Genomic DNA, 13621 nt, shown 5'->3' on the forward strand with positions numbered 1-13621 from the left:
AAAGCGCCCCGTCAGGCAGACAGATCATGACCGCACTGAAACCTTCTTCTGCATCCAAGGCGTCCGGCATCGAGGCGCGCTGTGCCGCCACCGGCATGCGCATGACCGAGCAGCGCCGCGTCATCGCCCGCGTGCTCGCGGAGGCGGTCGATCATCCCGACGTCGAGGAATTATACCGCCGCTGCGTCGCCGTCGACGACAAGATCTCGATCTCAACCGTGTATCGCACCGTCAAGCTGTTCGAGGATGCCGGCATCATCGAACGCCATGACTTTCGCGAGGGACGCGCGCGCTACGAGACGATGCGCGACAGCCATCACGACCACCTCATCAATCTGCGCGACGGCAAGGTGATCGAGTTCACCTCCGAAGAGATCGAGAAGCTCCAGGCGGAGATCGCGCGCAAGCTCGGCTACAAGCTGGTCGATCACCGGCTCGAGCTCTATTGCGTCCCGCTCGACGACGACAAGCCCACAAATTAAGTGCCCGTCGATCTCATCATCTTCGACTGCGATGGCGTGCTCGTGGACAGCGAGGTGATCTCCTGTCGCGCGCATGCGGACGTGCTGACCCGCCACGGCTATCCGATCACCTCGGAGCAGGTGCTGGTCCGCTTTCTCGGCGTATCCGAGAAGGACGCGCGGCGGATGGTCGAGCAGGAAATCGGCCGCAGCCTCCCCGACGATCTGGAGAGCCAAGTGAATGCGGCCACGCTGCAATTCTATGCCAGCGACTTGCAGCCGATCACCCATGTGGCCGCGGCGATCGCCGCAATCGATCTACCGAAATGCGTCGCATCGAGCGGCACGCCGGAGAAGATCCATCACGGCCTGACATGCGCCGGGCTCTACGACCTGCTCGCGCCGAACATCTTTTCCGCGAGCCAGGTCGCCCGCGGCAAGCCCGCGCCCGACCTGTTCCTGTTTGCCGCCGCGCAGATGAAGGTCGCCCCGGAGCGCTGCCTCGTGATCGAGGACAGCCTTCCCGGAGTGACCGGCGCGCACGCCGCCGGGATGACCGTGCTGGGCTTTCACGGCGGCAGCCATTGCCCGCCGGGGCACGCCGAAAGGCTGCGGGCCGCCGGCGCCGGACTGACGTTCGACGATATGCGGCAATTGCCGGAGCTGGTCCGGCGGGTCGAGGCGGACGCTTTGGCGGGCTGATTTCGCCCCCTTGCCCGTCATTCCGGGACACGCGCAAGGCGCGTGAACCGGGAATCCCGTACTTTTGGAGCGATTCCGGGTTCGCCCGCCTTGCGGGCGCCCCGGAATGACCGCCTCGGGCTCCATTCGCTGGATTTTCCCCCTTCCAGCCTATATCTGAGGGCCGTCCTCCACCTCCATTTTCGGGTTCCATGACGCCGCCGCGCAAGCTGCACATTAAATCATATGGCTGCCAGATGAACGTCTACGATGCCCAGCGCATGGTGGACACGCTGGCTCCGGAAGGATTCGTGGAGACGGCCAGCGCCGAGGACGCCGACCTCGTCATCCTCAACACCTGCCATATCCGCGAGAAGGCCTCCGAGAAGGTCTATTCCGAGCTCGGCCGGCTGCGCGTCGCCAAGGACGAGGCCGCCCGCGGGGGCCGCGCGATGCAGATCGCCGTCGCAGGCTGCGTGGCGCAGGCCGAGGGTGAGGAGATCGTGCGCCGGGCGCCGGTGGTTGACGTCGTGGTCGGCCCGCAGAGCTATCATCACCTGCCGGAGCTGCTGAAGCGGGCCGGCAACGAAGGCCGCGCGATCGAGACCGAATTTCCCGCGGCCGACAAGTTCGGCTTCCTGGCCCAGCCGAAACCCGATGCGATCCGCGCGCGCGGCATTTCCGCCTTCGTCACGGTGCAGGAAGGCTGCGACAAGTTCTGCACCTTCTGCGTCGTGCCCTATACGCGCGGCGCCGAAGTGTCGCGCCCGGTGGCCAGGATCGTCGACGACGTGAAGCGGCTCGCCGACAACGGCGTACGCGAGCTCACGCTGATCGGGCAGAACGTCAACGCCTATCACGGCGACGGACCCGACGGAAAAAGCTGGCCACTCGGCCGGCTGCTCGAACACCTGGCAGGGATTCCCGGCATCGCGCGGCTGCGCTATTCGACCAGCCATCCCCGCGACGTCGATGACAGCCTGATTGCGGCCCATCGCGATCTCGCGGCCCTGATGCCGTTCGTGCACCTGCCGGTGCAGTCGGGCTCGGACCGGATTCTGGCCGCCATGAACCGCAAACATACCGCCGATGATTATCGGCGTGTCATCGACCGTTTCCGGGCCGCGCGCCAAGACATTGCTTTTTCATCAGATTTTATCGTCGGATTCCCTGGTGAAAGTGAGCAAGATTTTCTCGCCACCCTCGCGCTTGTCACGCAAATCGGCTACGCTGCCGCTTATTCGTTCAAATACTCCGCCCGGCCGGGAACGCCGGCCGCGGACATGCAGGAGACGGTGTCCCCCGCCGAGATGGACCAGCGATTGGAGCGGCTCCAGGAACTGATCGACAGCCAGCAATCGGCCTTCAACAAGGCCGCGATTGGCTCAACCGTCGATGTGCTGTTCGAGCGTCCGGCGCGCAAGGACGGCCAGATCGTCGGCCGCACCGCCTTCCTCCAGCCCGCGCATGTGATGGCCTCGCCCGACATCATCGGACAAATCCTTCCGGTGCGGATCGACAGCCTCGAACGCTACAGCTTCCTCGGGGAGCTCGTCACACCGCGCGTTGCGCGCGAGCCCGCTTTATCACCCATCGCCACTGGAGCCTGAACCCTTGCCAAAAAGCGCATCGGATTCGTCTTCTATCGCTCCCAGCCGCAAATTTGACCGCGACATGCAAGTTCCGCCCGAAACCCAGGTCGTCATCGACTTCGACGACAACCGCGCCGCATCCGCACTGGTCGGCCCCTACGGCCAGCACCTCGCGCAGATCGAGCGCCGGCTCGGCGTCGTCGTCGATTCCAAGGGCAACCACATCACCATCGGCGGCACGCGCGACGGTTGCGATGCCGCGCGCCGCGTGCTGGAGGTACTCTACGCCCAGGCGGTGAAGGGGCAGGATCTCGACCAGGGCGAGGTCGAGGGCGCGATCCGCGCCGTGATCGCACAGGGCTCCCTGTTCGAGTTCGACGCCAAATCGGCCAAAACGACCTTCGACAGCATCAACTTGCGTAAACGCCCGGTGCGCGCGCGCACCGCCGCGCAGGACTCCTACATCCGCGCGCTGAAGCGCCACGAGCTGGTGTTCGGCATTGGACCTGCCGGTACAGGCAAGACCTGGCTCGCGGTCGCGCATGCCGCGCAACTGTTCGAGCGCAAGGAAGTCGACAAGATCATCCTGTCGCGCCCGGCGGTGGAAGCCGGCGAGCGGCTCGGCTTCCTGCCCGGCGATCTCCGCGAGAAGGTCGATCCCTATCTGCGCCCGATCTACGACGCGCTCTACGACCTCATGGATGCACGCATCGTCGAGCGGGCGCTGCAGACCGGCGAGATCGAGATCGCGCCGCTCGCCTTCATGCGCGGCCGCACGCTGACCAACGCCGCCATCATCCTGGACGAGGCGCAGAACACAACATCGATGCAGATGAAGATGTTCCTGACCCGCCTCGGCGAGAACAGCCGCATGATCGTGACCGGCGATCCCTCGCAGATCGACCTGCCGAACGGCCAGACCTCGGGCCTCGCCGAGGCAACCCGCCTGCTGAACGGCGTCGAAGGCATTGCACAAGTTCATTTCAAAGCCGAGGACGTGATCCGCCACGAACTCGTGGCGCGGATCGTCTCCGCCTATGAAGGGCAGCCGCAGCGGCCGGCCGCCGGTAAATCCTGACGGGACAACAACCGGACCATATGGGCGCGGACGCGAGCGCCTTTTCGTTCCGAACAAAGACAATGTCACACCCCAACCTTCCCATGACCGAGGTCCTCGTCGTCGCCGATTGCTGGCAGCGCGAACCCGATTCCGAAGCCGTGATCCAGCGCGCGGTCGCGGCCGCCGCCGAGAGTGTCGACGAAGACGTCGCGGAGGCGGAAGTGGCGGTGATGCTGACCGACGATGCCGGCATCCGCACGCTCAACAGCAACTGGCGCGGCATCGACAAGCCGACCAACGTGCTGTCGTTTCCCGCGCTCCAGCCGGAGGGCGAATGGAAGGAAGGCGATGCGCCGCGCATGCTCGGCGACATCGCGATCGCCTACGAGACCATGCGGCGCGAGGCGGACGAGGAAAAGAAGCCGTTCGACCACCATCTGAGCCATCTGGCCGTGCACGGTTTCCTGCACCTGATCGGCTACGACCACGAGAACGACGACGACGCGGAGGAGATGGAAGCGCTGGAGACGCAGATCCTGGCCCATCTCGGCATTCCCGATCCCTATGCCGACCGCCCGGGGACGCACTGAGATGCCGGATTCCGACCCGATCCACGACAATCCCCGCAACACGCCCAATTTGCCGGTCGTGGTGGCACCCGGCGAGGTGCTGCGTCCGACCGCCGAAGGCTGGCTGCTGCGCGCGATCCGCACGCTGTTCGGCTGGAAGGCGGGGTCGGTGCGCGACGATCTCCAGGTCGTGCTCGACGCCTCGACGCCCGACGACACCGGCTTCTCCGCCGTCGAGCGCACCATGCTGCGCAACATCCTCGGTCTGCACGAGCGCCGCATCGCCGACGTCATGGTGCATCGCGCCGACATCATCGCGGTGAAGCGCGACATTCCACTCGGCGAGCTGATGGACCGCTTCGAAAGCGCCGGCCATTCGCGCCTCGTCGTCTACAACGAGACGCTCGACGATCCCGTCGGCATCGTCCACATCCGCGACCTGCTCGCGTTCATGACCGCGCGGGCACGCGTGTCGGACGCCACCAAGACCAAGCGCAAGAAGCCGCTGCCGGCCGGCCTCGACCTTCGTACCGTCGATCTCGCGATGCCGCTCGAGGACGCGCGCATCATTCGCAAGCTGCTCTACGTGCCGCCGTCGATGCGGGCGATCGACCTGCTCGCGCAGATGCAGGCCACGCGCATCCACCTGGCGCTGGTGGTCGACGAATATGGCGGCAGCGACGGGCTGGTCTCGCTCGAGGACATCGTCGAGCAGATCGTCGGCGAGATCGACGACGAGCACGACAGCGACGAGCCGCCCTCGATCGTGCGCCTGCCCGACAACGCCTTCATCGCCGACGCCCGCGCCAGCCTCGATGACGTCCGCACCGTGATCGGCGCGGACTTCGTCACCGGCGAAGCCGGCGAGGAAGTCGAGACGCTGGGCGGCTATCTCGTCAGCTTCGTCGGGCGCCTGCCGGTGCGCGGCGAGGTGATCTCGGGCCCCGGCAACTATGAGGTCGAGGTACTCGATGCCGATCCGCGCCGCGTCAAGCGGCTGCGCATCTCGACGCGGAAGGAACGCCCCGCGCCGCGCACCCAGCGCGAGAGCCGACGCCGCGAGAGCGCGCCGGAGAGCGGTCAACCGCCGGCCAGTGATACGCCGACCCCGCCGCCAAGCGACGGGACCGGCCCGCAGTGAGCGCGTTCCAGCGACTCCGGCAGATTGCGCTTGCCATCATCCTCACCTGGGGATGGAAGCGCGCCCTCGTCGCCATAACCGCCGGCGCGCTGTCGGTGCTGGCGCTGGCGCCGTTCAATCTCTTCCCCGTGCTGTTCATCACTTTCCCGGTGCTGGTCTGGCTGATCGACGGCGCCGGCGCGGGGCGATACCGCGGCATCCCCGCCGCGGCGCTGACCGGCTACTGGTTCGGGCTCGGCTATTTCGTCCCCGGCCTCTACTGGATCGGCTATGCCTTCTTCGTCGACGCCGATGTGTTCGCCTGGCTGACGCCGTTCGCCGTGCTGGGCCTGCCGGCCTATCTTTCCATCTTCACTGCGATCGGATTTGCGCTCGCCCGCCTGCTCTGGACCAAGAACGCCACGCGCGTGCTTGCGCTCGCGGCAAGCCTCACCATCGCCGAATGGCTGCGCGGTCACGCGCTGACCGGCTTTCCCTGGAACGCGTTCGGCTATGCGCTGTCCGAGCCGTTGCCGCTGGCGCAGACGGCGTCGCTGATCGGCCTGTGGGGCATGACGTTCCTGACTGTTGCGATCTTTGCAAGCCCCGCGACGCTGATCGACCGCACGCCCGATCGCCGCGTGGCGTGGCGCGCGCCGGCCGCGGCAGTCGCGCTTCTGATTGCCATGAGCATATTCGGCGCGATCCGCCTGTCGCTGCATCCGACCACGATGGTCGCGGGCGCCAAGCTGCGCCTGATGCAGCCGAACCTCCAGCAGGACGCGAAGTTCAACTACGCCGCCAAGACGGAGGTGATGAAGAAATACCTGGCGCTGTCGGACCGCGCCTCCGGACCGCAATCGACCGGCGTGCGCGATGCCACCATCCTGATCTGGCCGGAATCCGCCTTTCCGTTCTTCCTGACCCGCGAAGCCGACGCGATGGCCGAGATCGCCGAGCTGCTGCCGAAGGGCACGGTGCTGATCACGGGCTCGGTTCGCGCGCCCGATCTGCCGCGGGGAACGCCGATCACGCGTGCCTATAATTCGATCTACGTGATCGATCACGACGGCAGCGTGCTCGCGGTCTACGACAAGCTGCACCTGGTGCCGTTCGGAGAATTTCTTCCCTACCAGGATCTGATGGAGAAGCTCGGCTTCGAGCAGCTCACGCGTGTGCGCGGCGGCTTCATCGCCGGCACCGTGCGGCACGCGCTGCCGATGCCCGGCGCGCCGTCAGCGCTGCCGCTGATCTGCTACGAAGCGATCTTTCCCGGCGAGGTTGCCGGTCGCAACGAACGTCCGGGCTGGATCGTGAACCTCACCAATGACGGCTGGTTCGGCATCTCGACCGGACCCTATCAGCATCTGGAGCAGGCGCGGATGCGCGCGATCGAACTCGGCTTGCCGCTGGTCCGCTCCGCCAATACCGGCATCTCCGCGGTGATCGATCCGGTGGGGCGAACCGTCGCCAGCCTCGGTCTCGGCGTCGAAGGCATTTTGGATGCAAGCCTGCCCGCCGCGATCCCGCCGACGATCTATGCACGGGTGGGCGACGTGCCCGCGGCCGTGCTCGTCGCGCTGGCCGTGCTTCTCGCGGTCCGCCGACGTGTGGCCAAACGGCACCCCTGATCCCGCCGTCACCGCCGAAGCGGCCGGAATCCTTTGACAACCGTGGTCCCACGGTTGACAGACTGCACGCGGGTTCCTCATTCTGCACCAGCTGCAAAAGACAGTGGGCATTGCTAAATTTCTCCGCAATGTTTCCCAATAACAGGGTCTGATTTTATGATGCTGGCACCTGAGGCATTCCGTCGATTGCGCTGAGGGTGGTGTTTGGAGGCTGAGGAAATGTCGAAAGCGCCCAACCCTGTTGACAAATATGTCGGCAGCCGCGTGCGCATGCGCCGCATCATGTTGGGCATGAGCCAGGAAAAGCTCGGTGAAGCTTTGGGCCTGACTTTCCAGCAGATCCAGAAATACGAGAAGGGCACGAACCGGGTCGGCGCGAGCCGCATCCAGCAGATTGCCGAAATTCTCGAGGTGCCGGTGTCGTTCCTGTTCGAAGGCGGACCGAGCGGTGTGGCCGGCCCGAACGGCTTCGCGGAAGGCGCCTCGCCCTCTTACGTCTCGGACTTCCTCGCGACCTCCGAAGGACTCGCTTTGACCAAGGCGTTCACGCGAATCACTGATTCGAAGATGCGCCGCTCGATCGTCGATCTCGTCGAGCAGATCGCGGCGCGCGAAGGTCCCGACAAGCGCTGAGGCGCGCCAGCTCAATCGATTTGAGGCTGCGCCAAATCTGGCCTATGTCGTCATTTGCGGCCGCGCTTTGACGCGCGTCCTCCCGGATGATGCGATTCAAAGGCATAGATGCGCCCATGACGAACTCCAACTGGTTTGATAACCAAACTATTCTCGACGGCATCCGGCGCTGGGTGGAGATCGAGACGCCGACAGAGGCGCCTGAACAGGTCAACAGGCTGGTGTCGCTGGTCGCGGATCATTATCGCGATCTGCCTGTCACGCTCGAGCGCATCGCCGGCGTCGACGGCTGCGGCGATCATCTGCTGGCACGCTCGGCCTGGGGCCAGGACCGGCCCGGCATCCTGGTGCTGAGCCACCTCGATACCGTTCATCCCCTGGGATTCATCGAGCGCCTGCCGTTCAAGGTCGAAGGCGACAGCGCGTTCGGTCCCGGCATCTACGACATGAAGGGCGGCGCCTACATCGCCCATCACGCGTTTCGCGCGCTGTGCGCCACGGCCGAGCGCTCGCCACTCGGCATCACCCACTTATTCACCTCCGACGAGGAGATCGGCAGCCCCACCTCGCGTGCGCTGATCGAGAAGGAAGGGCGCAAGGCCAAATACGTGCTGGTGACAGAGCCGGCACGCGACGGCGGCAAGATCGTCACCGGACGCAAGGGCGTCGGACGCTTCCAGGTGTTCATCAAGGGCGTGCCGGCGCATGCCGGCTCGCGACCCGAAGATGGTCGCAGCGCCGTCCGCGAGCTCGCCAATATCATCCTGACGCTGGAAGGGATGAACGACCCGGCGCGCGGCGTCTCCGTGAATGTCGGTGTGGTGCGCGGCGGCACGCGCCCCAACGTGACGCCGGAAGAGGCCTATGCCGAAATCGATCTGCGCGTGCCGAGCTTCACCGATGCGGACGAATTCGTCGGCAAGATCCTCGCCCTGAGGTCGAAGACGGACGGCGTCACCGTCAAGGTCACCGGCGAGCTCAATCGTCCGCCCTACGAGAAGGGCAATGCAGGTGCCTCGCTGTACGAGCATGCCAGGACGCTCGCCACGGAGATCGGCTTCGAACTGATCGACACCTACACGGGCGGCGGCTCGGACGGCAATTTCACCGCTCCCCACACCGGCACGCTCGACGGGCTCGGCGTCGACGGCAAGGGCGCACACACCCATTATGAGCAGCTCTATGTCTCGTCGCTCGAACCGCGCGCGCGGCTGCTCTATCGCCTGTATCAGACGCTGCGATGAGCGAACGCAAGTCAGATCCCGATCGCGATGACAACAGCGAGCGCGCCTTCTTCGGGCGCCGCAAGGGCCACAAGCTCAGGCAGCACCAGGCCGAGCTGATCGATCATCTGCTGCCGCATCTTGCGCTCGACATCGCGGGCGAGGCGCCGGCGAATGCGTGCGAGATCTTCGATCCCGCGGCGAGCGACGTGCGGCTCGAGATCGGCTTCGGCGGCGGCGAGCATCTTGCGGCCGAGGCGCAGAACTTCGCCACGACCGGCTTCATCGGCTGCGAGCCCTATGTCAACGGCATGGCGAAGATCCTCGCGCAGATCGAGGCCGGCAACATCGCCAACATCCGCCTGTTCGCGGGCGATGCCGCCGAGCTCCTGGCCTGGCTGCCGAAGGCCTCGCTGTCGCGGATCGACCTGATCCACCCGGATCCCTGGCCGAAGCGGCGGCACTGGAAGCGGCGCTTCGTCCAGGACAGGACCATCGCCGCAATGGCGCGCGTGCTGAAGGTCGGCGGCGAATTCCGATTCGTCTGCGACATCGACGATTACTGCGCCTGGACGCTGTCGCATCTTGCGCGCTCGGCGGACTTCAAATGGCTTGCGGAGCGCGCCGACGATTTCCGGCAGCCATGGGACGGCTACACGATGACGCGCTACGGCCGGAAAGCCGCGCGCGAAGGACGCAAGGCGACGTATTTGCGGTTCAGAAGAAGCTGATTGTCGTTCCGGGGCGCGCGAAGCGCGAACCCGGAACCTCGAGATTCCGGGTTCGATGCTTCGCATCGCCCCGGAATGACCAACACAGTAACTTCAGATCGTCTGCCGGTTGCGCCAGAAATTCACGACGCGTTCCGCCGTCGTCGGCATCAGGCGCGTGAAGTTCATGCGGGCGGCCTCGATGTCGGCATCGGCCGGCGTGCGATGCGGACCGTACCAGAGCAGGATGAGCGCGCGCACCGTGGGCCAGCCGAGATTGAGCACGCGCCCCAGGATCAGAATCGGATCGTAGCGGTCGCCCGCGATCAGGCGGTCGAGGATCGAGAGGCGGACGCCGGACATCGCCGAGAGCGAGGCGATCGCTTCCTCGTATTTGTTTGCCTTGGCAAAGCCGAGCAGCGCGCTCTCGCCGAGATGGCCCTCGCGATGCAAGCCGAGCACCGTGCGCTGTGCCGCCGTGAAATCGCGCCGCGGCCCGGGCGGCAGCGCGGCCTCCTCGATGGCCGCCATGGCGCGCTTGATCTCGACCTGGCGCACGGGATTGACCACGCTGGAGAGACGGCGGCGAATGACGTCGAGCGTGCCGTTGAGCAGCTCTTTCAGGTGCTCGCCCGAAAGATCGTTGCGCTGGCCGATCTTGAGCGTCAGCACGCCGTCCTGCGCGGCACGCTTGATCAGCTCGGAATAGCCGCCGGGTGAGAACATCGCACCGGCATTGCCTGCGGCGCGACGCACGACGTCGCGATCGCCGCGCTCGACCAGTACGTCGGTGACGACAGACGACAGGGCGGGACGCTCCGTCATCGCCAGCAGATGACCCTGGCCCTTCAGCCGCGCGATCTCGACCAGCGCCGCTTCGTCGAGCACGGGCGAGCGGCGCAACACAGGGGCCGCCACCATGATCTCGTTTTCACGCGCGAACTGGTTCACCAGGTGCCGCGGCGCGTTGTCCAGGCGCGAGAAGCGCTCGGCGAGATCGACGCGCGAGGCGAGCTCGGCATGCGGGACGAGATCGATCAGGAGATCGTCGAAGAGATCGATGAGCTCGGGACGGAGCTTGGCGGGATCCTGGAAGAACAGCTCGGCGATGGCACGCGCGATCTCGCCACGGCGCCGGGGGTCGCCGCGTTTGACGATATCGTCCAGTCCGGGAATGAGCGACGTGGCAACGGTCATGAAAACGCAAACTCGTACAGGGCACGCCGCGGGTGCGCCCTTGGTCCAAGTCGCCCCACGATCAGGGAATTTAGGCCTCGTTGATGAAGGAAGCGTTGCGCGGGGGGCCGTTGGAAAGGCGCAAAAAGCCTCGCCTGCCCTGCGATGGGCCTTGTCCGCGAGGGTGGAAAGGGCTATATCAGCGCCAATTCATCTTCTCATACGATCCGCGTAGTGAGAGTGGGCCCGAAAGGACCCGCTCTTTTTTATTACCTGAGCGCGGCTTGGCGGAAGATGCGGCCCGGCGAGCTGCCGGGAGAGTTCCGAAGCGGGCTTTGAAATCGTAACCAAGCCTTAACCATCGAGCGCCTTGACCCTGGATATGACCGAACCGACCGCTGGTTCCACGGATGCCGAGTTGCTGGCCGAGCCGAGGCTCGTGGTCGAGCCGGGCGTCGCGGCACGGGTGTCCGCGGTGGCAGGTTCCGTGCTCCAGGGCATGGGCTACCGCCTGGTGCGGATCCGCATTTCCGGCGAGGCCGGCTGCACCGTGCAGATCATGGCCGAGCGCCCGGACGGCTCGATGCAGATCGAGGATTGCGAGGCAATCTCGCGGGCGCTGTCGCCCGTGCTCGACGTCGCCGACCCCATCGATCGCGCCTATCGGCTGGAAATCTCCTCGCCGGGGATCGATCGCCCCCTGGTGCGGCGTTCCGATTTCGAGCGCTATGCCGGACATCTGGTGAAGGTCGAGATGGCGGTCGCCCATGAGGGGCGGAAGCGGTTCCGCGGCATGATCGGCGCTGTCGAAGGCGACCGCGTGCATCTGCAGCGCGACGACGTCAAGGCGGGCGAGGAACGCAACGTTCTCCTGACGATGGAGGACATCAGCGAGGCCCGGCTGGTACTGACCGACGAGCTGATCGCGGAATCGATGCGCCGTGGCAAGGCCGCGGCGCGCGAGATGCGCCGCAATCTCGGCCTGGAGCCGCCGGCTGCGCCTCACGCGAAAATCAGCGAAAAAACGACCAAGAACACCAAGCCGAAGAAGAAGCCGGCACCGACCAATACGAAGAAACATCGCCTGGCCGCCGAACGCGCGCGGCGCGGCGAGATCGAGCCTGACGAAGGAGACTAGCCATGGCAGTCAGCGCCAATCGACTTGAACTGCTCCAGATCGCCGATGCCGTCGCGCGCGAGAAATCGATCGACCGCGGCATCGTCATCGCGGCGATGGAGGACGCCATCGCCAAGGCGGCGCGGGCCCGTTACGGCAGCGAAACTGACGTTCACGCCGAGATCGACCCGAAGAAGGGCGAGCTGCGGCTGTCGCGCCACATGCTGGTGGTCGAGAAGGTCGAAAACCACTCCAACCAGATTTCGCTGGTGGATGCGCAGCGCGCCAATCCCGGCGCCCAGGTCGGTGACACCATCGCCGACACCCTGCCGCCGCTCGAATATGGCCGCATCGCTGCGCAGTCGGCCAAGCAGGTGATCGTGCAGAAGGTGCGCGAGGCCGAGCGCGACCGGCAATATCAGGAATTCAAGGACCGCATCGGCGACATCGTCAACGGCGTCGTCAAGCGCGTCGAATATGGCAGCGTGATCGTCGATCTCGGCCGCGGTGAAGCCATCATCCGCCGCGACGAGATGCTGCCGCGCGAAGTGTTCCGCAACGGCGACCGCGTCCGCGCCTATATCTTCGACGTCCGCCGCGAGACCCGCGGCCCGCAGATCTTCCTCTCCCGCACCCATCCGCAGTTCATGGCGAAGCTGTTCGCGCAGGAAGTGCCGGAGATCTACGATGGCATCGTCGAGATCAAGGCGGTTGCCCGCGATCCGGGCTCGCGTGCGAAAATCGGCGTGATTTCCCGCGATTCCTCGGTCGATCCGGTCGGCGCCTGCGTCGGCATGCGCGGCTCGCGCGTGCAGGCCGTGGTGAACGAATTGCAGGGCGAGAAGATCGACATCATTCCCTGGTCGCCCGACATCGCGACCTTCGTGGTCAACGCGCTGGCGCCGGCCGAAGTCTCCAAGGTCGTCATCGACGAAGACCGCGAGCGCATCGAGGTCGTGGTGCCCGATACCAACAACCAGCTCTCGCTGGCGATCGGCCGCCGTGGCCAGAACGTGCGCCTGGCCTCGCAGCTCACCGGCTGGGATATCGACATCCTGACCGAGCAGGAGGAATCGGAGCGCCGCCAGGCCGACTTCGAGAACTCCACCCGCGTCTTCATGGAATCGCTCAACGTCGACGAAGTGGTCGGCCAGCTGCTGGCGTCCGAAGGCTTCACCTCGGTCGAGGAACTCGCCATGGTGGACATCAAGGAGCTCGCCGGCATCGAGGGTTTTGACGAGGAGACCGCGCAGGAGCTCCAGAACCGCGCCCGCGAATATCTCGAGCAACAGGAAGCCGAGCTTGAGGCCAAGCGGGTGGAACTCGGCGTCGAGGACGCTCTCAAGGACGTGCCCGGCGTCACCTCGAAGATGCTGGTCAAGTTCGGCGAGAACGACATCAAGACCGTCGACGACCTCGCCGGCTGCGCCACCGACGACCTGGTCGGCTGGACCGAGCGCAAGGAAGGTGGCGAAACCACCAAATATCCGGGTGCGCTCGACGGTATCGACATTTCCCGTGACGATGCCGAAGCGATGATCATGCAGGCCCGCGTCAAGGCCGGCTGGATCACCGAGGCCGATCTCGCCAAGCCCGCCGAAGAGGCTGAGGCGAGCGAAGATCAGCCGGCTTAAGGACGAAGGAGAAT

Annotated in this window: 13 protein-coding genes; 12 read left to right on the top strand and 1 reads right to left on the bottom strand. The window is 65.6% G+C overall.

What is annotated here, in order from left to right; all coding sequences use genetic code 11:
* The first annotated feature begins 26 nt into the window (after positions 1–26).
* The 10 genes from ACFLEY_RS46525 (at position 27) to ACFLEY_RS46570 (ending at position 9701) form a co-directional block, all read left to right on the top strand.
* Complete coding sequence (locus ACFLEY_RS46525) at positions 27–482, top strand: Fur family transcriptional regulator (protein ID WP_060909534.1); 456 nt, start codon at positions 27–29, stop codon at positions 480–482.
* Positions 483–1163, top strand: coding sequence for an HAD family hydrolase (locus tag ACFLEY_RS46530; RefSeq protein ID WP_060909535.1), 681 nt, complete (start codon positions 483–485; stop codon positions 1161–1163).
* Positions 1164–1354: 191 nt separating this feature from the next.
* On the top strand, positions 1355–2752 hold the full coding sequence (gene miaB / locus ACFLEY_RS46535) for a tRNA (N6-isopentenyl adenosine(37)-C2)-methylthiotransferase MiaB (RefSeq protein ID WP_211433365.1): 1398 nt from the start codon (positions 1355–1357) through the stop codon (positions 2750–2752).
* Between the two features lie 64 nt (positions 2753–2816).
* Positions 2817–3812 carry a PhoH family protein gene (locus tag ACFLEY_RS46540; protein ID WP_011083616.1) on the top strand — a complete coding sequence of 332 codons (996 nt, stop codon included), beginning with the start codon at positions 2817–2819 and terminating at the stop codon, positions 3810–3812.
* An 83-nt stretch (positions 3813–3895) separates the two neighbouring features.
* A complete protein-coding gene (gene ybeY, locus ACFLEY_RS46545) occupies positions 3896–4384 on the top strand; it encodes an rRNA maturation RNase YbeY (RefSeq protein WP_370164877.1) in 489 nt (162 codons plus the stop codon).
* A gap of 1 nt (position 4385) precedes the next feature.
* A complete protein-coding gene (locus ACFLEY_RS46550; RefSeq protein WP_028172525.1) occupies positions 4386–5504 on the top strand; it encodes a hemolysin family protein in 1119 nt (372 codons plus the stop codon).
* Positions 5501–7114 (top strand): apolipoprotein N-acyltransferase, encoded by a 1614-nt coding sequence (gene lnt / locus ACFLEY_RS46555; protein ID WP_011083613.1) that lies wholly within the window; start codon positions 5501–5503, stop codon positions 7112–7114. The genes ACFLEY_RS46550 and lnt overlap by 4 nt, the downstream gene beginning before the upstream one ends.
* Positions 7115–7333: 219 nt before the next feature.
* Positions 7334–7747 carry a helix-turn-helix domain-containing protein gene (locus ACFLEY_RS46560; RefSeq protein ID WP_060909536.1) on the top strand — a complete coding sequence of 138 codons (414 nt, stop codon included), beginning with the start codon at positions 7334–7336 and terminating at the stop codon, positions 7745–7747.
* Between the two features lie 86 nt (positions 7748–7833).
* Positions 7834–8991, top strand: a complete 1158-nt coding sequence (locus ACFLEY_RS46565) for a M20 family metallopeptidase (RefSeq protein WP_060909537.1) — start codon at positions 7834–7836, stop codon at positions 8989–8991.
* Entirely contained in the window at positions 8988–9701 is a 714-nt protein-coding gene (locus ACFLEY_RS46570; protein ID WP_060909538.1) for a tRNA (guanine(46)-N(7))-methyltransferase TrmB, read from the top strand. The genes ACFLEY_RS46565 and ACFLEY_RS46570 overlap by 4 nt, the downstream gene beginning before the upstream one ends.
* A 93-nt stretch (positions 9702–9794) precedes the next feature.
* Here the strand turns inward: ACFLEY_RS46570 and ACFLEY_RS46575 are convergent, their stop codons facing one another.
* A complete protein-coding gene (locus ACFLEY_RS46575) occupies positions 9795–10877 on the bottom strand; it encodes a DUF2336 domain-containing protein (RefSeq protein ID WP_011083609.1) in 1083 nt (360 codons plus the stop codon).
* A 361-nt stretch (positions 10878–11238) separates the two neighbouring features.
* Here ACFLEY_RS46575 and rimP point away from each other — a divergent pair, with 361 nt between their 5' ends.
* Both rimP and nusA read left to right on the top strand, forming a co-directional pair.
* On the top strand, positions 11239–11994 hold the full coding sequence (gene rimP, locus ACFLEY_RS46580; protein WP_211433366.1) for a ribosome maturation factor RimP: 756 nt from the start codon (positions 11239–11241) through the stop codon (positions 11992–11994).
* Positions 11995–11996: 2 nt separating this feature from the next.
* Complete coding sequence (gene nusA, locus ACFLEY_RS46585; protein WP_060909539.1) at positions 11997–13607, top strand: transcription termination factor NusA; 1611 nt, start codon at positions 11997–11999, stop codon at positions 13605–13607.
* Positions 13608–13621 lie beyond the last annotated feature (14 nt).

Source organism: Bradyrhizobium sp. YCK136 (genome assembly GCF_044570075.1).
Lineage (GTDB): Bacteria > Pseudomonadota > Alphaproteobacteria > Rhizobiales > Xanthobacteraceae > Bradyrhizobium > Bradyrhizobium diazoefficiens.